Genomic DNA, 16,626 nt, shown 5'->3' on the forward strand with positions numbered 1-16,626 from the left:
CCGACCGGCCCGCGCCGGGTCAGCCGGCCGCGCCGCCCTCGACGAACGGCGGCTTGCTGACCTGCACCGGGATCTCCCGGCCGCGCACCTCGACGGTGAGCTCACTGCCCTGGTCCGTCCCGCGGTCCAGCAGCGCCAGCGCGATCCCCTGCTTGCGGGTGGGGCTGAACGTGCCCGAGGTGACCACGCCGACCTCCTGACCCGCACCGTCGACCACCCGGCAGCCGGCCCGGGGGATCCCGCGGCCGGTCACCACCAGCCCGCCGGCCAGACGGCTCTCCTTGGCCTCCTTCTGGGCGGTGAGCGCCTCCTTGCCCCAGAACTCCTCCTTGCCCCAGCCGACGGCCCAGCCGGTGCGTGCCATCACCGGGGTGATCTCGTCGGAGAGCTCGTTGCCGTGCAGGGCATACCCCATCTCGGTCCGCAGCGTGTCCCTGGCGCCGAGGCCGCAGGCGAGCCCCTCGTGGGCCCCCATCGCCGTCATGAGCGCGTCCCACAGCGCAGGGGCGGCGTCGCTGGCGCAGACCAGCTCGTAGCCGCGCTCCCCGGTGTAGCCCGTGCGGCACACCGTGACCTCCGCGCCCTGCCACTGCGCGGGCACGAAGCTCATGTAGTCGTGGCCCGTCGGCAGGTCCAGCTCCTCCATGACCTGGTCGACGAGCGGCCCCTGCAGGGCGAGGATGGCGTAGTCGTGGTGCTGGTTCTCGACCCGCACCCCCTCCGGCCGGTGGTCCGAGGCCTGGAGCAGCTCGACGACGCGGGCGGTGTTGGCGGCGTTCGGGATGAGGAACACCTCGTCGTCGGACCGGAGGTAGGCGATCATGTCGTCGACCACCCCACCGTCCTGGTCGCAGCACAGGGTGTACTGCGCCTTGCCCGGCTCGATCCGCTCCAGGTCGTTGGTCAGGCAGCGGTTGAGGAAGTCCTTCGCCCCCGGCCCGCTGACGAGCGCGTTGCCGAGGTGCGAGACGTCGAAGAGGCCGACCCGTTCCCGGACCGCCGTGTGCTCGGCGACCACACCTCCCCCGGGATACTCGATGGGCATCGACCAGCCGCTGAAGTCGGCCAGCTTGGCCCCGAGCCCGACGTGCTTGTCGTGGAGGGGGGACGTCTTCGTCGCAGAACCGCTCATGTGCGCACACCCTAGTGCCTGCCCACGTGGCCTACCCTCGGTGGGGAACAGGCCCTTCCCTCCGAGCGACAAGGACTCTCCATGGGAGCACGCACACCCCTCACCTTCAGCACCGACGACCCGGCGGGAGCCGAGGTCGAGGCCCTCGTGATCGGGGCGGTGAAACGCGACGGCGCCCTCGTCCTGCTGGACGGCCACGGGCTCCCGGACGACACCGCGAGCGCGCTCGCCGGCTCCCTGGCCACGCTGGGCGCCGAGGGTGGCGCGGACGAGCTGACCCGGATGACCGGGGTCGACGGCGTGGCCGCCCCCCTGGTCCTGGTCGTCGGCGTCTCCGGGAGCGGCCCCGCCCCGCGGACCGAGCAGCTCCGCCGCGCGGCGGGGGTCGCTGCGCGCGCCCTGGCCGGCCGGGGCTCCGCCGTGTTCGCGCTCGGTCAGCAGGGTCGGGAGCAGGCGATGGCGGTGGCCGAGGGTGCCGTCCTGGGCGCCTACAGCTACGTCGACCAGCACGGCATCGGCAAGGCCGACTCGGCCAAGGCGCCGCTGGGGTCCGTCACCGTCGCCGGCCTGAGCGGCGAGGAGGGCACGGCCGCCGTCGCAGAGGTCTCGGCGCTGGTCAGCGGGGTCGCCTATGCCCGTGACCTGGTCAACACCCCGCCCAACCTGCTCTACCCCGAGTCTTTCGCCGACGACGTCGTCGCCCGGGCCCAGGAGGCGGGCGTGGAGGTCGAGGTCTGGGAGCCGGAGCGGCTGGTCGAGGAGGGGTGCGGCGGCATCATCGGTGTCGGGCAGGGATCGGCGCGAGGACCGCGACTGGTGATGCTGCGCTACGCCCCGGCGGGGGCGAGCCGCCACCTGGCGCTCGTCGGCAAGGGCATCACCTTCGACTCCGGTGGGCTGTGCCTCAAGCCCGGGGCCTCGATGGTGACCATGAAGATGGACATGGGTGGCGCAGCCGCCTGCGCCGCGGCCACCCTGGCCGTCGCCGAGCTCGGACTCCCCGTCCAGGTGACGGCATACCTGTGCCTCGCGGAGAACATGACCGGCGACCTCGCGCAGCGTCCCGGTGACGTCGTCACCATGCGTGGCGGCCGCACGGTCGAGATCATCAACACCGACGCCGAGGGCCGGCTGGTCATGGCGGACGGTCTGGCGCTCGCGAGCGAGCAGCAGCCGGACGCCATCGTCGACGTCGCCACGCTGACCGGGGCCTGCATCATCGCCCTCGGCGAGCGGACCATCGGCGTCATGGGCAACGACGACGCGCTGCGCGACTCCCTGGTCGACCTGGGCACCCAGGCCGGGGACACCGCGTGGGCCCTGCCGTTGCCGGAGGAGATCCGCCCGACCCTGGACAGTCCCGTCGCCGACCTCAAGCACACCGGGGAGCGCTCGGCCGGAGCGATGGTCGCGGCGACCTTCCTCAAGGAGTTCGTCGGGCACCAGGACGGTGAGGAGACCCAGATCCCCTGGGCCCACCTGGACATCGCCGGCCCGGCCTTCAACGAGAAGGCCGCCTGGGGCTACTACCCCAAGGGCGGCACCGGTGCCGGGGTGCGCTCGCTGGTCGCCCTGGCGCGCTCCTACGCGGACTGAGGATCAACCCGACCCGGACACGCACGAGGGGCACCGCCGCGCATCGCGGTGGTGCCCCTCGCATCCGTCTGCCGGTCGACGTCAGCCGCTCTTGCGGCGGAACATCTGCTGGGCTCCCGAGGTCTTGGCGTCGCGCTCGTGCGCGACCTTGCCGTGCTCGGAGTGGTCCGAGACATCCGTCCCGCCATGCGCCTGCTTCTTGGCCAGCGCCTCACGGAACTTGGCCTTGACGTCGTCCGTGACCGGATCGTTGCTCATCGGGCCACCTCCTCACTCTCGCCGGACATGACCCGACCACCCTGACACGTGGGCCGGTCCTCCGCCACCAGTTTCCCGCAGGTGGCAGGATGGATCGTGGACCGGACCCCTGGGTGGCACCAGTGCCTGACCCAGCGGCAGCAACACCCGTAGACTGCAGAACCCCGGACGAGGAGAGTGTCAACAGAGATGTCGGAACGCGTATCGATGCCCGCCCTCGGTGAGTCCGTCACCGAAGGCACCGTCACCCGTTGGTTGAAGAGCGTCGGCGACACCGTCGAGGTCGACGAGCCGCTGCTCGAAGTCTCGACCGACAAGGTCGACACCGAGATCCCCTCCCCCGTCGCGGGCGTCCTGCAGGAGATCCTCGCCGAGGAGGACGAGACCGTCGAGGTCGGGGCCGACCTGTGCGTCGTCGGCGACGGTGACGGCGGTGGCTCCGAGGGGTCGGGGGGCGACGAGCAGTCCGGGGACGACGCGGAGGAGGCGCCTGCGGACGACGCGCAGGCGTCGGAGGACGACGCGGAGCAGGCGCCGGAGGAGGACACGTCCGAGGACTCCGGCTCCGGGGACGAGTCCGGCGACGAGGGGTCGCAGCAGTCCGGGTCGGACAGCGCCTCGGGATCGTCCGGGGGCGGCTCCGGCGGCGAGACCGTCACGATGCCGGCGCTGGGCGAGTCGGTGACCGAGGGCACCGTCACCCGCTGGCTGAAGTCCGAGGGCGACTCGGTGGAGGTGGACGAGCCGCTGCTCGAGGTCTCGACCGACAAGGTCGACACCGAGATCCCCTCGCCGGTGGCGGGCGTGCTGACCTCGATCATCGCTGGTGAGGACGAGACCGTCGAGGTCGGCGGGGAGCTGGCGGTCATCGGCGGCGAGGCCTCCGGTGGCGGCACGGACGACGAGGGCTCGAGCGAGCCGGCCGACGAGGCCGACGACGAGCCGGCCGAGGACCAGCCGGCCGAGGACCAGCCGGCCGAGGACGAGCAGGCCACCGAGGACGAGGGGTCCTCCGGCGACCTGGCCGAGGAGCAGGACAAGCACGAGGAGGCGGCGAAGGAGTCGGCGGAGGCCGGCTCCGGGTCGGCCGAGGCCGACGACTCCGGCGTGGCCGTGGGTGTCGGCACACGCTCCGGCGACAACGGCACGACCTCGCACAAGGACGCGGATGGCGACGGTGTGCGCGACGTCGAGCAGAGGTCGGAGACCTCCTCGGCCGGCGCCGGTCAGGACGTCAGCGCCTACGTCACCCCGTTGGTGCGCAAGCTGGCGGCGCAGCACGACATCGACCTGAGCTCGCTCAAGGGCACCGGTGTCGGAGGCCGCATCCGCAAGCAGGACGTGCTGGACGCCGCCCAGGCCAAGACGTCGGAGTCGCAGCCCGAGCCGGCCGCCCAGGAGACGTCGGCACCTGCCGCCTCGCCCGCCTCCGGTGCCCCGGCGCCGAGCCCGGAGAGCGAGGCCAAGCGTGGCACGACGGAGAAGATGTCGCGCCTGCGCAAGGTCATCGCCTCGCGGATGGTGGAGTCGCTGCAGACCAGCGCCCAGCTCACCACCGTCGTCGAGGTCGACGTCACGAAGATCTCCCGGCTGCGCAAGCGGGCCAAGGACGAGTTCCTCCGCCGCGAGGGCACCAAGCTGTCCTTCATGCCGTTCTTCGCGATGGCCGCGATCGAGGCGCTCAAGGAGCACCCGATCGTCAACGCCAGCGTCGAGGAGGACTCGATCGTCTACCACGCGGCCGAGCACCTGGGGGTCGCCGTCGACACCCCCCGGGGCCTGCTGGTGCCGGTCATCAAGGACGCCGGTGACCTCAACATCGCCGGGCTGGCCCGCAAGATCGCCGATCTGGCCGAGCGCACGCGGGACAACAAGGTCACGCCGGACGAGCTGTCCGGCGGCACCTTCACGCTCACCAACACCGGCTCCCGCGGGGCGCTGTTCGACACCCCGATCATCAACCAGCCGAACGTCGGCATCCTCGGCACCGGTGCGGTGGTGAAGCGCCCGGTGGTCATCGTCGACGAGGACGGCATGGAGACGATCGCGATCCGGGACATGGTCTACCTCGCGATCAGCTACGACCACCGTGTCGTCGACGGTGCGGACGCCGCCCGCTTCCTGGCCACCATGAAGGAGCGCCTGGAGGACGGGAAGTTCGAGGTCTGAGCCGCCGATGACCGAGCCTGCCGACAGCTCTGGCCCGCGCACCGTCGCGATCACCGGCTCCAGCGGCCTGATCGGGTCCGCGCTCAGCCAGGCGGTGCGGGACCGCGGCGACCAGGCACTGCACCTGGTGCGCCGCGATCCGCACCCGGCCGCCGACCTCCCCGACGGCGTGCGCGAGGTCACCTGGGACCCCGGCTCCACGCTGGACCCCGGCGTGCTGGCCGACGTCAGCGGCGTGGTGCACCTGGCGGGAGCCGGCATCGGGGACGAGCGATGGACCGAGGAGCGCAAGCAGGTGCTCGTCTCGTCCCGGATCGACGGGACCGGCACCATCGCCCAGGCCCTGGCCGAGCTGACCGCGGGTGATCCCGGGGCTCCGGTGCCACGGCTCGTCTCCGGCTCGGCCGTCGGCTACTACGGCGACCGCGCCGACGAGGTCCTCACCGAGGACAGCGCCGCCGGCGAGGGTTTCCTGGCCCGGCTCTGCCAGCAGTGGGAGGACAGCACCTCCCCCGCGCAGGACGCGGGAGTGCCGGTGGCGCACGTGCGCACCGGCATCGTCCTCAGCGCGGACGGCGGTGCGCTCGGCCGGCTGCTGCCGCTGGTCCGGCTCGGTCTGGCAGGGCCGCTCGCGGGAGGGGGCGCCTGGTGGCCCTGGATCACCCTGCACGACCACGTGCGCGCGCTGCTGTTCCTCCTCGACCACCGCGAGGTCACCGGCCCGGTGAACCTCGTCGGCCCCGCACCGGCGACCCAGCTCGAGGTCACCCGCGCCCTGGCGCGCACCCTGCGGCGGCCCGCCGTGCTCCCCGCACCGGGCATCGCCCTCCGGGTCGTGCTGGGCGAGATGTCGCAGGAGATCCTCGCCTCGACCCGGGCCGTGCCCGACGTGCTGGCGGACGCAGGCTTCGACTTCGCGCACGCCGACCTGGACCGCGCGGCGGCCTGGGTGGTGGAGGACTCGCGCCGCTGAGCGGGGTCACCGGGTCGGCTGCGGCCCCCACTCGTGGACCAGCCAGCGCTGGTCGTGCCGGGTCAGCACGACGCGGATCCGGTCCTCACGCTCGGGCTCTGCCCGCACCACCTCGTCCCCCCGGCGCACCTGCAGCGCCGCGCGCCGCACGGTGAGGTCGACCGTGGCGGAGCCCCGGTCCACCTGGCCCACCCGTGCCTCGGTGACGGTGAACACCACCGAGGGATAGCTGACCCCCGCCGCACCGGCCTCGGCCAGGTCGGCCAGCTCGGCGCGGTGGGCCGGTGACCCGGGTGCCATGACCTCGTCCACCCTCGCGGGGTCGGAGCGCTCCCAGGCCGCGGAGCGGCCGTCCAGCAGCCGCTGCAGCACCACGACGGTCTCGTGCTCGTCCCAGTCCGCCGGGGAGGGAGTGGCCGTGGCGGTGGCCGCAGGGGCCGGGGCGTGCCCCGACCCGGCCCCGGTGGGTGGGCTCTCGACGGGGGTGGTCGGCGTGGCGGAAGGCAGAGCGGCCGGGGGTCCGGCTGCCGGCGGCTGCGGGAGCCAGAGCCGGACGGTCGCCACGACCAGCAGCAGGGCGACCGCCACTCCTGCGGCGACCCACCACCCGTGCCACCGGCGCGATCCTCCGGTCGCGGAGGCGACCCGGTGCGCGCCGCCGCGGCGCAGCACCGCGGGCCGGGCGGTGGTGTCCTGCTCCCGCGTGGGCGCCGAGCGCCGCCCGACTCCCCAGCGACGCCGGCGGGGCGACGTGGGTCCGGAGGCGTCCGCGAGCGCGACCTGACGCAGCCGCTCGGTCAGCCCGTGGGCGACGTCGGCCTCCGGCGCCACCTCGATCGGCTCCGGGTCGGCGAGGGCCAGCAGCGCGGCCGGCAGCTCCTCGGCCGCGGGCCGGTCCTCCGGCTGCGGCCCCATGCACCGCTGGACGAGGTCCACCAGGTCCCCCGGCAGGTTCGGGTCCACCTCCGCGAGGGCAGGACGGTCGAAGCCCGGCCCGGGAGTCTGCCCCACCAGGCACAGCCACGCGAGCGCACCGACCTGGTAGACGTCGGACTCGACGGTGGCGGAGAACCCCTCCATCACCTCCGGGGCCACCATCCCGTCGTGCCCACCGGTCCCCCAGCCCTGCAGCCCGTGCTCGCCCACCACCCGGGCGGTGCCCAGGTCACCGAGCAGCGGCATACCGTCGCTGCGGAAGAGGACGTTGCCCGCCGACACGTCCCCGTGCACCACCCCCAGCCGGTGCAGCTCGGCCAGCGCCCTGGCGAGCGGGTGCAGCACCGTCACCAGCTCGCCCGGGGACAGCAGGCGACGGCGGTGCAGGACCTGCGCCAGCGAACCGCCGGCAGCGAGCTGGGTGACCAGGGCGACCGTGGGATGCTCCGCCTCCCCCAGCGGCAGGACGTCGTAGAGGTGGAGGATGTGCTCGTGCCGCAGGCCGGCCATGAGTCCGGCCTCGGCCAGCGCCGCCGTCAGGTCGCCCCTGCCGTCCCCGGGGCGCACCAGCTTGATCGCGACCGGCAGGTCGTCGACCCGTCGGCGTCCGCGCCACACGCTCCCGCTCCCGCCGGCCCCCAGCGGACCGAGGACGTCGTAGCCAGGGACGGTCGGGACGGTCATGACGCCAGCCTGCCCCGGACGGCCGCCGTCCCGCAGGAGTTGTCCACAGCCCGGGTCCGGGCACGGGATACAGTGCCGACATGCGCTTCGAGCTGCTCGGCCTCGCCCCCGACCTGGTCGACTACGTGCAGGCGTGGGAGCACCAGCGCGAGGTGCACGCGCAGGTGGTCGACGGCTCCCTGCCCGACACGGTGCTGCTGCTGGAGCACGCGGCGGTCTACACCGCCGGCAAGCGGACCGAGGCGCACGAGCGGCCGCTGGACGGCACGCCGGTGGTCGACGTGGACCGCGGCGGCAAGATCACCTGGCACGGTCCCGGTCAGCTGGTGGGCTATCCCATCGTGCGGCTCCCGTCGCCCGTGGACGTCGTGGCCCACGTGCGCCGGCTGGAGGACATGATGATCGGGGTATGCCGTGACCTGGGTCTCCCGACGACCCGGATCGAGGGGCGCTCCGGTGTCTGGCTGCCGGCGGACCGGCGGGGCCCGGCGCGCAAGATCGGGGCCATCGGCATCCGCGTGAGCCAGGACGTCACCATGCACGGCTTCGCCCTCAACTGCGACTGCGACCTCGGCTGGGCCGACACCATCATCCCGTGCGGCATCGCCGACGCCGGTGTGACCTCGCTGTCCCGCGAGCTCGGCCGCGAGGTGGGCGTCGCCGACGTGCTGACCCTCGCCCAGCGGCACCTGGAGCGCGTCCTCAGCCCAGCGCCGGCAGGGCACGCCTAGGCTCCTCACCGGCCTCGGGCCCCGGTGCCCACCGCTGCGCGACCGGGACACCGTGCCCTGGTTCGGGGACACGCTGCAACACTGCGCGGCGCAGCGACATAGCCACGGTTGACTGACCCTGCAGGGTTCGGCCGCTCGCGGCTGCCCGCCCGAGACCAGGAGGACAGCAGTGACGGTGCCGCACGTGGTCGCCGAGGGGCCGGCCGTGACCACGCGCGGTCTGCGCAAGACCTACCGGACCGTCCGGGGTCGCCGGGTCGCCGTGCACGGCCTTGACATGGACGTGCCCTCCGGAGGGGTGCACGGCTTCCTCGGGCCGAACGGCTCGGGCAAGACGACGACGATCCGGATGCTGCTGGGCCTGGTCCGGCCGGACGCCGGCGAGATGCAGATCTTCGGCACGCCGGTCCCCCGGCAGCTCCCGCAGGTGGTCGACCGGGTGGGGGCCATCGTCGAGTCGCCCAAGTTCTTCCCCAGCTTCACCGGCGCCCGCAACCTGGCGTTGCTGGCCCAGGCCATCGGGACACCCGTGGGCCGCGTCGGCGAGGTCCTGGACGAGGTCGGCCTCGCCGCCCGCGGCAGGGACACCTTCCGGTCCTACTCGCTCGGCATGAAGCAGCGGCTGGCCATCGCCGCGACCCTGCTCAAGTCGCCGGACCTGCTCATCTTCGACGAGCCGACCAACGGCCTCGACCCGGCGGGGATCCACGAGATCCGGCAGACGATGCGGCGGCTCGCCGACGCCGGACGGACCGTGCTGGTCAGCAGCCACATCCTGTCCGAGGTGGAGCAGATCGCCGACACGGTCACCATCATCGGCCGGGGACGGGTGCTGGCGCAGGGCACCGTCGCCGGGCTCATCGGGGGCGGCGGCGAGACCGTCGAGGTGGGGGTCCGGCACCCGGGGGCGGCGGCCCGGCTGCTGCGCGACGCCGGCTTCACCGTGGACTGGATGCCGCGCCCGCAGGGTGGCGACGCGGCGGAGGCCCTGGCGCGCGCGGACGACTCCGCCGGCCCCGAGGCGGGGCTGCTCACGGTGACCGGCGCGCAGCCGGCCGAGATCACCCGCCTGCTCGCCGGCCAGGGCCTGTGGGTGGAGCGGCTCGTCCCCAGCCGTCGCGGGCTGGAGCAGATCTTCCTCGAGCTGACCGGCGACGACGCGCTGCCCAGCTCCCTGGGCGAGGGCGAGGGGGCGGCCTGATGCGACTGACCCTGGTCGAGGTGCGCCGGCTGCTGTGGCGTCGGCTCCCGACGCTCGCGGTGCTGGCGGCGCTGCTCGTGGCGCTCATGGCGCTCTTCGGTGTGCACCAGCAGGCACAGCAGATCGCGCAGGCCCGCGCCGGTGCGGACCGGGACCTGCAGGCGGCGATCGAGGACTGGGAGGCCAACGGCGAGTCCTACGTCGAGGAGTGCCGGCGCGGGCAGGAGGACGAGCGGCGCGCGACCGGGGACGGGAGCATCGACTGGGGGTGCGACGAGATGCAGGCCCCGAGCCCGGAGGACTGGTACGGCCAGATGCCCGGCATCGGCGAGCAGTACACCGAGCTGCTCGCGGTCGTGGTCTACCCGCTGCTGCTGCTCGCGCTCGCCGTCGGCTCCACCGGCGTCGCCGCGGAGTTCAGCCACCGCACGATGGGGTCCTTCCTGACCTTCGTGCCGCGGCGGGTCCCGGTCTTCGTCGCCAAGCTCGTCGCCGCCGCGGTGATGTCGGTCCCCATCGTCGCGGTATGCCTGCTGGTCCTCGCCCTCGGCATCCCCGCCGTCTACCGGCTCACCGGGAGCGACCCCGGCATCCTCGCGGACGGGGTGACGCCGACGTTCTGGATGTCGGTCCGCATCCTCGGCCTGGGTCTGGCGGCCGGCGCCTTCGGAGCCGCCGCGGCCTTCGTGCTGCGCCACAGCGCGGTGGTGATCGGCATCATGGTGGGCTACGTCGCCGTGGTCGAGGGGATCCTCGGCTCGCTGCTCCCGGACCTCACCCGCTACCTGCTCGGGCGCAACCTCGAGGCCGTCGTCCGGGACGGCACCGAGTGGGCGACCTATGTCGACTGCGAGTCGACCACCGGCTGCCGCGAGCTGATCCACCAGCTCAGCCTCGGACAGGGACTGGTGACCGTCTCCGCCCTGCTCCTCCTCGTGGTCGGCCTGGGCCTGCTCCGGTTCGTCCGCTCCGACATCGACTGAGCCTGCGCCACGCCGACCCGCGACCCCCGGGCCGCCGTGCCCCGGCCGGGAGCACGGGCATACCCTGGGGGGTGCAGGCGTTGCCACCCACGGAGCACGACGACGACGCCGCACCGACAACGAGGGAGAACTTGTGACCGTCGCACCGGAGGGCCGCCGGCTGCTGCGCGTGGAGGCGCGCAACGCGGAGACCCCGATCGAGCGCAAGCCGTCGTGGATCCGGACCACCGCGAAGATGGGCCCGGAATACCAGGAGCTGCACTCCATGGTGAAGAAGGGCGGGCTGCACACGGTGTGCCAGGAGGCAGGCTGCCCGAACATCTTCGAGTGCTGGGAGGACCGCGAGGCCACCTTCCTCATCGGCGGGGACATCTGCACGAGGCGCTGCGACTTCTGCGACATCTCGACCGGCCGGCCCGGCCCGCTGGACCTGGAGGAGCCGCGCAAGGTCGCCGAGTCGATCCGGACGATGGAGCTGCGCTACGCCACCATCACCGGCGTCGCGCGGGACGACCAGAAGGACGGGGCCGCCTGGCTGTACGCCGAGGTGATCCGCAAGGTGCACGAGCTGAACCCCACCACCGGCGTGGAGATCCTGCCCCCGGACTTCGGCGCGGTGCCCGAGCTGGTGCAGCAGGTCTTCGACGCCCGGCCCGAGGTGTTCGCCCACAACCTGGAGACGGTGCCGCGGATCTTCAAGAAGATCCGGCCCGCCTTCACCTACGACAAGTCGCTGCGCGTGCTGTCCATGGCGCGCGACAACGAGCTGGTGACCAAGTCGAACCTCATCCTGGGGATGGGCGAGAACGAGGACGAGATCGACCAGGCGATGCGGGACCTGCACGACGCCGGGTGCGACATCCTCACCATCACGCAGTACCTGCGCCCCTCCAAGCTGCACCACCCGATCGAGCGCTGGGTGAAGCCGGCCGAGTTCGTGCACTGGTCGGAGCGGGCCGAGGAGATCGGCTTCAAGGGCGTCATGGCCGGTCCCCTGGTCCGCAGCTCCTACCGTGCCGGCAAGCTCTACGCCCAGGCGATGCGACGGTGGGGCCGCGAGGTGCCGGAGAACCTGTCGCACCTGGCCCAGCAGGCCGAGGCCGACATCCCCGCCCGGCAGGAGGCCGCCTCGCTCGTCGCCCAGGAGCGTCAGGATCTGGCCAGCCGCCACGTATCCTGAACCCCATGTCCACGAGCACCACCGCACCGGAGCCGAAGAAGCGCCGCTTCGGCCGCAACCGCAAGCCCAAGGACCCGAACAACCCGGGTCGGATCGCGCAGTTCCGCCAGGTCTTCTCGATGACCCGCAAGGCGGACCCCGCCGCCGTGTGGTGGATGGCGCTCGCCGCGCTGGCGGTGCTGGTCGTGGCCCTGCTCGTCGGCCTGTGGCTGGACCAGGTCGTCTACCTGATGGTCCTCGGCGTGCCGTTGGCGCTGCTCGCGGCGGTGATCATCCTCGGTCGCCGGGCGGAGCGTGCGGCGTTCACCCAGATCGACGGCCAACCGGGGGCGTCGGCCGCCGTCCTGCAGCAGCTGCGGCGCGGGTGGTACTACGACCAGGAGCCGGTCGCCGCCGAGGCGGGCGGGCAGGTCCGAGGTATGCGTGACCTGCACAACGCGGCGATGGTCTTCCGGGCCGTGGGTCGGCCCGGCGTGGTGCTCATCTCCGAAGGTCCGCGCGGCTCCGCGCAGCGGCTGGCCAAGGCCGAGGAGCGCAAGGTGGCGCGGGTCGTCGGCGGCGAGGTGCCGGTGCACACGATCGTGGTGGGCAACGGCGAGGGACAGACCCCGTTGCGCCGCGTGGTGAAGACGATCAAGGGCTTCCCCAAGCAGCTGAGCAACGACGAGGCCCTCGTCGTGCAGCAGCGGATGAAGGCGCTGGGCAGCCGCAACAAGCCGGCCATCCCAGCGGGCATGGACCCGACGCGGCCGCCGCGGGCGAGTCGCCGCGCGCTCCGCGGCCGCTGACGCACGAGCGCGCGGTCCCACCGGCACCCAGTGCCGCACCCACCGCGCGCGAGCAGGAAGCGGCCACGGCAGAATGCCGCTGACGCACGAGCGCGCGGTCCCACCGGCACGCAGTGCCGCACCCACCGCGCGCGAGCAGGAAGCGGCCACGGCAGAATGCCGCTGACGGCGAACCCAGGGGGACAGGCACGATGAGCACCGACAGCTCGGTGCGCGCCAGCGAGCGCGACCTCGAGAACGACGCGGGACCGGCCAGCATCTGGATCACGGTCCTCTTCACGGCCACGGTCTTCGTGGGAGCGGGTCTGCTCTTCGTGGTGCAGCCGATGGTGGCCAGGCTGGTGCTCCCCCAGTTCGGTGGGTCGGCGACCGTCTGGAGCACGAGCAGCCTCTTCTTCCAGGTGCTGCTGCTCGTCGGGTATGCCTATGTCCACGGCAGCACGCGATGGCTGGGGCCGCGCGCCCAGCCGGTGCTGCACCTCGGTCTCCTGTTGCTGCCGCTGGTCGCCCTCCCGGTGGCCCTGCCCGGTGCTGCCGCGGCCTCGGGGAGCAACCCTGTCGCCGCGCTGCTGCTGACGCTGACGCTCATGATCGGTCTCCCCTTCGCGGTGCTGTCCACCACGGGTCCGCTGACTCAGAAGTGGTACTCCTGGACCGGCGGTCGCCGCGCGGACGACCCGTACTTCCTCTTCGCGGCCAGCAACCTGGGCAGCTTCGGCGGGCTCCTCGCCTATCCCTTCCTCATCGAGCCGTTCCTGAGCATCGACCAGCAGCGGGTGGGCTGGTCGATCGGCTACGGCCTGTTCCTCGTGCTCATGCTGACCTGCGGTGCGGTCACCCTGGTCTCCTCCCGGGCGCGCACCCGCGCGGCCGTCGAGGTCAGGACCGGTCGGGACGAGGCGTCGGGGACCCTGCGCGGGCGGGAGGTGCTGGTGTGGCTGGCTCTGGCCTTCCTTCCCTCGACCCTGATGCTGGGCGTCACCGCGCACATCTCGACCGACGTGGCGGCCATCCCGCTGCTGTGGGTCGTGCCGCTGGCGATCTACCTGGGCACCTTCGTCATCGCCTTCGCCCGGACCTCACGCCGGGTCGCGCCCACCTGGGCCCGGGCGGTCACCGTCGCGGCCGTGGCGGCGATGGTCATCTGGCTGATGCCGACGGCGTTGCCGATCTGGCTGGTGATCGGGATGGACCTGCTCCTGCTCACGCTGGTGGCGGGGACCGCCCACGCGCACCTCGCCGCCCGCCGGCCCGGACCGTCCCACCTCACCGCGTTCTACCTCGTCGTGGCCTTGGGTGGAGCCGTCGGTGGGCTGGTGAACGGCGTCCTGGCGCCGTTGCTCCTCCCGGACGTCTGGGAGTACCCCGCAGCCATCGCGGCGTCCACCCTGCTGGCGCTCCCCTGGGCCCGACGGCGACGCGGCGACCGGCCCCGAGCGTCCCGCACCCTGCTCGTCGGCCTCACCGTCGTGCTCGTCCTCTTCGTCGGTGCCTTCGCCGCGCTCAGCCTGCAGGGCTGGTCGCTGCTGGCCCTCTGCCTGGCCCTGCTGGTCCTGGCGTGGTGCGTCAGCAACCGCCCGGTGGCGATGGTCGGAGGGCTGCTCATGGTGATGCTGCTCCCCGTGCTGGCCGACAGCGAGCCGCTCGTCCGTGACCGGTCCTTCTACGGTGCCTTCACCGTCCGCGACCAGGACGGCATCCGGACCTTCTCGCACGGGACGACGGTGCACGGCACCCAGGTCCTGGCGGAGCCGGCCGAGCCCACCACCTACTACGCCCGCGGTGGCCCGGTCGGGGCCGTCATGGGGACCAGCGCCGACGACGCCGACATCGGGGTCGTCGGGCTGGGAGCCGGGGTGATGGCGGCCTACGGCCGCGAGGGACAGCGGCTCACCTTCTACGAGATCGACCCGGAGGTGGTCGACGTCGCCTCCGACCCGGCGTTGTTCAGCTATGTCGAGGACAGCGCTGCCGAGATCGACATGGTCGTCGGCGACGGCCGGTTGAGCCTCGAGGAGGTCCCCGCCGAGCGCCACGACGTGCTCTTCGTCGACGCCTTCACCTCCGACGCGATCCCGGTGCACCTGCTGACCCGGGAGGCCTTCGACACCTACGGCCGGGCGCTGCGGGACGACGGCATCCTGATGATCCACGTGAGCAACCGGGTGTTCGACCTGGAGCCGGTCGTGGCGGCCGGCGCCGAGCACCTCGGGTGGGCGAGCGCCGTCGGGCGCGGCACCGCCGACGACGGTCCGGGTGCGACACCCAGTCGCTGGGTCGCGCTGTCCGCGGACGACGCGGCGATCGAGGAGCTCACCGCCTCGGACCGGTGGCGGGACACCGGTGCCGGACGGGTCCGGTGGACCGATGACTTCGCCTCGGTGCTGCGGGTGCTGGATCTCGGCGACGACCCCGCCGGGTGAGCCTCGGCAGGTGACCGGAGGCGTAACACCGACGTAACACCCGAGTGACCCTGCGGAAACCACCGGCACGTAGGTTGGGCATACCGGACCCGAACCCCGAGCTCTCGCCTGGTCCGCGACAGGAGGAACTGGAATGTTCAGCAACGCCGATGAGGTGCTCGCCTTCATCAAGGACGAGGACGTCAAGTTCATCGACATCAGGTTCTGTGACCTGCCTGGTGTCATGCAGCACTTCAACGTCCCGGCGGAGACCTTCGACCAGGACGCCTTCGACACGGGGCAGATGTTCGACGGCTCCTCGATCCGCGGCTTCAAGTCGATCCACGAGTCGGACATGAAGCTCATCCCGGACCCGCAGACGGCATACCTCGACCCGTTCCGGGCCGAGAAGACGCTCATCATGAACTTCTCGATCGTGGACCCGTTCACCGACGAGCCCTACGAGCGCGACCCGCGGCAGATCGCCCGTCGGGCCGAGGAGCACCTGGCGTCCACGGGGATCGCGGACACCGCCTACTTCGGCGCCGAGGCCGAGTTCTACGTCTTCGACGACGTCCGCTTCGCGACCGGTCCGAGCGGCGGTTACTACCACATCGACTCGATCGAGGCGGCGTGGAACACCGGGCGCGGCGAGGACGGCGGCAACCGGGGCTACAAGCCGCGCTTCAAGGGCGGCTACTTCCCCGTCCCGCCGGTGGACCACTTCGCCGACATCCGTGACCGGATGGTGCTGGATCTGGCGACGGTCGGCATCGACGTGGAGCGCGCGCACCACGAGGTCGGCACCGCCGGGCAGCAGGAGATCAACTACAAGTTCAACACCCTGCTCCACTCCGGCGACGACATGATGAAGTTCAAGTACGTCATCAAGAACAGCGCCTGGGCCGCGGGCAAGACGGCGACCTTCATGCCCAAGCCGCTCTTCGGGGACAACGGCTCGGGTATGCACACGCACCAGAGCCTGTGGAAGAACGGCGAGCCGCTGTTCTACGACGAGAACGGCTACGGCGGCCTGTCCGACATCGCGCGGTGGTACATCGGTGGCCTGCTGCAGCACGGGCCGGCGCTGCTGGCGTTCACCAACCCGTCGCTGAACTCCTACCACCGGCTGGTGCCGGGCTTCGAGGCGCCGATCAACCTGGTCTACTCGGCCCGCAACCGCTCGGCCTGCGTCCGCATCCCGATCACCGGCACGTCGGCGAAGGCGAAGCGGGTGGAGTACCGCGTGCCCGACCCGTCGTCGAACCCGTACCTGTCCTTCTCCGCGCAGCTGATGGCCGGTCTGGACGGGATCAAGAACCGGATCGAGCCGCCGGAGCCGGTGGACAAGGACCTCTACGAGCTGCCGCCGGAGGAGCTGGCCGACATCGCCCAGCTGCCGACGTCGCTGCCGGAGGTGCTGGACGCCCTCGAGGACGACCACGCCTTCCTCACCGAGGGCGAGGTCTTCACCGAGGACCTGCTCGGTGCGTGGGTGGACTACAAGCGGGCCAACGAGATCACCCCGATGCGCCTGCGGCCGCACCCGCACGAGTTCGAGCTGTACTTCGACATCTGATCGGAGAGAGGCCC

The 16,626-nt window shown here is 72.4% G+C and carries 13 protein-coding genes; 10 read left to right on the forward strand and 3 right to left on the reverse strand.

Going from position 1 to position 16,626, the window contains the following annotated elements; all coding sequences use genetic code 11:
- Positions 1–19 precede the first annotated feature (19 nt).
- Complete coding sequence (gene gcvT, locus FXF60_RS04775; RefSeq protein ID WP_151524122.1) at positions 20–1,132, reverse strand: glycine cleavage system aminomethyltransferase GcvT; 1,113 nt, start codon at positions 1,130–1,132, stop codon at positions 20–22.
- 81 nt (positions 1,133–1,213) lie between these two features.
- On the opposite strand from gcvT, the gene FXF60_RS04780 reads away from it, so the two are divergent.
- Complete coding sequence (locus FXF60_RS04780; RefSeq protein WP_151524123.1) at positions 1,214–2,728, forward strand: leucyl aminopeptidase; 1,515 nt, start codon at positions 1,214–1,216, stop codon at positions 2,726–2,728.
- 81 nt (positions 2,729–2,809) lie between these two features.
- On the opposite strand, the gene FXF60_RS16455 is transcribed toward FXF60_RS04780, so the two are convergent.
- Positions 2,810–2,986 carry a DUF5302 domain-containing protein gene (locus tag FXF60_RS16455; protein ID WP_192796596.1) on the reverse strand — a complete coding sequence of 59 codons (177 nt, stop codon included), beginning with the start codon at positions 2,984–2,986 and terminating at the stop codon, positions 2,810–2,812.
- A 189-nt stretch (positions 2,987–3,175) separates the two neighbouring features.
- Here FXF60_RS16455 and sucB point away from each other — a divergent pair, with 189 nt between their 5' ends.
- Positions 3,176–5,155 (forward strand): 2-oxoglutarate dehydrogenase, E2 component, dihydrolipoamide succinyltransferase, encoded by a 1,980-nt coding sequence (sucB, locus tag FXF60_RS04785; protein WP_151524124.1) that lies wholly within the window; start codon positions 3,176–3,178, stop codon positions 5,153–5,155.
- Between the two features lie 7 nt (positions 5,156–5,162).
- The gene (locus tag FXF60_RS04790; protein WP_151524125.1) at positions 5,163–6,128 is read left to right on the forward strand and encodes a TIGR01777 family oxidoreductase; all 966 of its coding nucleotides are present in this window, start codon (positions 5,163–5,165) and stop codon (positions 6,126–6,128) included.
- 6 nt (positions 6,129–6,134) lie between these two features.
- Here FXF60_RS04790 and FXF60_RS04795 read toward each other — a convergent pair whose 3' ends face one another.
- Positions 6,135–7,748, reverse strand: a complete 1,614-nt coding sequence (locus tag FXF60_RS04795) for a serine/threonine-protein kinase (RefSeq protein WP_151524126.1) — start codon at positions 7,746–7,748, stop codon at positions 6,135–6,137.
- 80 nt (positions 7,749–7,828) lie between these two features.
- Here FXF60_RS04795 and lipB point away from each other — a divergent pair, with 80 nt between their 5' ends.
- The 7 genes from lipB (at position 7,829) to glnA (ending at position 16,612) form a co-directional block, all read left to right on the forward strand.
- Positions 7,829–8,479: a lipoyl(octanoyl) transferase LipB gene (lipB, locus tag FXF60_RS04800; RefSeq protein WP_151524127.1), complete on the forward strand. Its 651-nt coding sequence runs from the start codon at positions 7,829–7,831 to the stop codon at positions 8,477–8,479.
- Positions 8,480–8,648: 169 nt separating this feature from the next.
- Positions 8,649–9,680, forward strand: a complete 1,032-nt coding sequence (locus FXF60_RS04805) for an ABC transporter ATP-binding protein (RefSeq protein WP_151524128.1) — start codon at positions 8,649–8,651, stop codon at positions 9,678–9,680.
- On the forward strand, positions 9,680–10,663 hold the full coding sequence (locus FXF60_RS04810) for an ABC transporter permease subunit (RefSeq protein WP_151524129.1): 984 nt from the start codon (positions 9,680–9,682) through the stop codon (positions 10,661–10,663). The genes FXF60_RS04805 and FXF60_RS04810 overlap by 1 nt, the downstream gene beginning before the upstream one ends.
- A 133-nt stretch (positions 10,664–10,796) precedes the next feature.
- Complete coding sequence (gene lipA / locus FXF60_RS04815) at positions 10,797–11,843, forward strand: lipoyl synthase (protein WP_151524130.1); 1,047 nt, start codon at positions 10,797–10,799, stop codon at positions 11,841–11,843.
- 5 nt (positions 11,844–11,848) lie between these two features.
- A complete protein-coding gene (locus FXF60_RS04820) occupies positions 11,849–12,631 on the forward strand; it encodes a DUF4191 domain-containing protein (protein ID WP_151524131.1) in 783 nt (260 codons plus the stop codon).
- Positions 12,632–12,822: 191 nt separating this feature from the next.
- Positions 12,823–15,054, forward strand: a complete 2,232-nt coding sequence (locus tag FXF60_RS04825) for a spermidine synthase (RefSeq protein ID WP_151524132.1) — start codon at positions 12,823–12,825, stop codon at positions 15,052–15,054.
- A gap of 133 nt (positions 15,055–15,187) precedes the next feature.
- Positions 15,188–16,612 (forward strand): type I glutamate--ammonia ligase, encoded by a 1,425-nt coding sequence (glnA, locus tag FXF60_RS04830; protein WP_151524133.1) that lies wholly within the window; start codon positions 15,188–15,190, stop codon positions 16,610–16,612.
- Positions 16,613–16,626 lie beyond the last annotated feature (14 nt).

Source organism: Serinicoccus kebangsaanensis (assembly GCF_008919445.1).
GTDB lineage: Bacteria > Actinomycetota > Actinomycetes > Actinomycetales > Dermatophilaceae > Ornithinicoccus > Ornithinicoccus kebangsaanensis.

What these genes read in the sequence shown, in the direction of transcription:
- lipB (WP_151524127.1), top strand. Translation starts at nt 7,829, where the DNA reads ATGCGCTTCGAGCTGCTCGGCCTCGCCCCCGACCTGGTCGACTACGTG.
- FXF60_RS04810 (WP_151524129.1), top strand. Translation starts at nt 9,680, where the DNA reads ATGCGACTGACCCTGGTCGAGGTGCGCCGGCTGCTGTGGCGTCGGCTC.
- FXF60_RS04820 (WP_151524131.1), top strand. Translation starts at nt 11,849, where the DNA reads ATGTCCACGAGCACCACCGCACCGGAGCCGAAGAAGCGCCGCTTCGGC.
- glnA (WP_151524133.1), top strand. Translation starts at nt 15,188, where the DNA reads ATGTTCAGCAACGCCGATGAGGTGCTCGCCTTCATCAAGGACGAGGAC.
- FXF60_RS04795 (WP_151524126.1), bottom strand. Translation starts at nt 7,748, where the DNA reads ATGACCGTCCCGACCGTCCCTGGCTACGACGTCCTCGGTCCGCTGGGG.
- FXF60_RS04825 (WP_151524132.1), top strand. Translation starts at nt 12,823, where the DNA reads ATGAGCACCGACAGCTCGGTGCGCGCCAGCGAGCGCGACCTCGAGAAC.
- sucB (WP_151524124.1), top strand. Translation starts at nt 3,176, where the DNA reads ATGTCGGAACGCGTATCGATGCCCGCCCTCGGTGAGTCCGTCACCGAA.
- FXF60_RS16455 (WP_192796596.1), bottom strand. Translation starts at nt 2,986, where the DNA reads ATGAGCAACGATCCGGTCACGGACGACGTCAAGGCCAAGTTCCGTGAG.
- gcvT (WP_151524122.1), bottom strand. Translation starts at nt 1,132, where the DNA reads ATGAGCGGTTCTGCGACGAAGACGTCCCCCCTCCACGACAAGCACGTC.
- FXF60_RS04790 (WP_151524125.1), top strand. Translation starts at nt 5,163, where the DNA reads ATGACCGAGCCTGCCGACAGCTCTGGCCCGCGCACCGTCGCGATCACC.
- FXF60_RS04780 (WP_151524123.1), top strand. Translation starts at nt 1,214, where the DNA reads ATGGGAGCACGCACACCCCTCACCTTCAGCACCGACGACCCGGCGGGA.